Origin of the sequence: Olavius algarvensis spirochete endosymbiont (assembly GCA_900608495.1) — a bacterium.
Lineage (GTDB): Bacteria > Spirochaetota > Spirochaetia > DSM-2461 > DSM-2461 > UBA2779.
The window spans coordinates 1-1,759 of sequence record UWYT01000179.1 but is presented as its reverse complement, the minus strand read 5'-3'; the positions used below and the strand labels follow the sequence as shown (position 1 = coordinate 1,759).

Genomic DNA, 1,759 nt, shown 5'->3' with positions numbered 1-1,759 from the left:
CTGGTGGGATAAATCAGACTGGAATCGATAACCGTGGCTATCTTGTATGTAACAAGACGCTCATCTCCATCATCATCTTCTTCAACTTCTCCTTGGAGATAAATTCCCCCAGCCCATATCGGACCCTCCTCCAGTTCCATGCCTTGAGAGCCCCAGTGCTCGATATACTTCTCATCTGACACAATCTTCTTCATATCAGCATCACTAGGCGTCTCAGGAATCTCAGCCTTCTCGACAGAAGTCGAGCTATCTATCAGATCCGGATACATCCGAAGTACAAACTCCCTCGCAGCCTGATTATCCAGATTCAGATCCTCATCCTTGACCGCACTAGCCAGATTCACGTCATTGTTGTTGGTGTTCCCACTGCTCTCATCGTCAAAGCTGCCGCGAAAACTTTCACGGGCTGACTCATCTTTTTTAGAGACATCTCCCGCCTTAGTACGCAGAGCTCCCAGCGATGTATCTTCTTCCCTCTTCTCGTAGAACTTACTCTCATCCCAAGCCTTGTCTCCGGCCCAAATGCCGTAAGACCACCCATACACTCCGCCGTCCAGATGGTCTGAAAAACCTTCAAACTCAATATCCTCCCACCCATCAAAACCATCCGTTCCAAGACTCGCACCCGAAAAATCATTTTGACTGTCAAACACATGGATATACTGAATATCATATGCAATTCGTCTTCCCCCGCTACTTCCCCTGTAGTAGGGAATCACTACCATAGAGCCTTCACGATCCGAATCAGTGTTTTCCAAGTACCCAACAGCCGTATCCTCAAAAAGAGAAGCGCTTATCTCTTCATTACTGCCCGGAAAATCAGCCTCTTGAACTTCAAGCATATCAGTGCTGCTGTAGGTGATGCTCCGCTCAAGTTTCCCCGGAGCCTTCAAATCGAGGCTGGTCAGCCAGTTTCCAAGTTCCCGGAGCTTTGTATCACTCAGGTTGTTAGTATTGAGTACAAACTTGCCTTCACCGTTATCGAATCTGTAGAAATCAAAGAGCTCCCTCTCCTTCAGATAGTAGAGAAGAAACTCGCCTAAGGCGGCCTTCTTACCCGCATCGAGATTATTCTTGGGATAATAGTAGTTATTCCCCTTAAGGGTGTAAGCATCAAAGTAGTCATCAAACTCTATCTTCTTATCCGCAGCATATTCGACAAGCTCATCGGCGTATGTCCTAAGACGGTTTCTAAGCGATTCATCCCAGAAACCCACCCAGTGAGTCACACTCCCTCCGCCGGTTCCCTGACTTATGAAAACAGATGGAGAGCCTGAGACAATCCCCAAGGCGGCCTTATAAAACTGATTAAGCTTCTCCGTGGTGCTCGTACCTTTCGGTTTCCACAGGTTATCGGAAGCATCCTTCTGATAGAGAGACTTAAGAGAGTTATCACTTACCTTGCCGGAAAGCCAAACCCACTCCTCCTCTGTCAATGCACTCAGATTCACAAAATGCACATCCTGATTAACAAAAAGCCTGCCTAGTACTCCCTTGTACACAGACTCATCAAAGCTCTCAATCTTAGTGTGGAATTCCGAAAGCAGATAATCATATGTGAACCTGCCCAGGGTTGCGCTGATTGTCAAATCCCCGCTCCCGCTCTCTTCGCTAACCGTTGAGTTAAGCTCCCTTACCTGACTCTCTGAATCATCCCTATCTACTACCTTCCAAGCTCCACCTTCCTTAACCAGATAGCGCCGAAGATCGAGGCCGCTCCCTCCTGCTTCCTCCCCAGGCTCCTCCGACTCGGAAAGCA

At 48.0% G+C, this 1,759-nt stretch carries 1 protein-coding gene; it reads right to left on the bottom strand.

Annotation, left to right across the window (positions count from 1 at the left end):
- Positions 1-1,759: hypothetical protein (locus tag S1OALGB6SA_RS10185; protein WP_195910306.1), on the bottom strand; the 1,759-nt coding region annotated here is incomplete at both ends.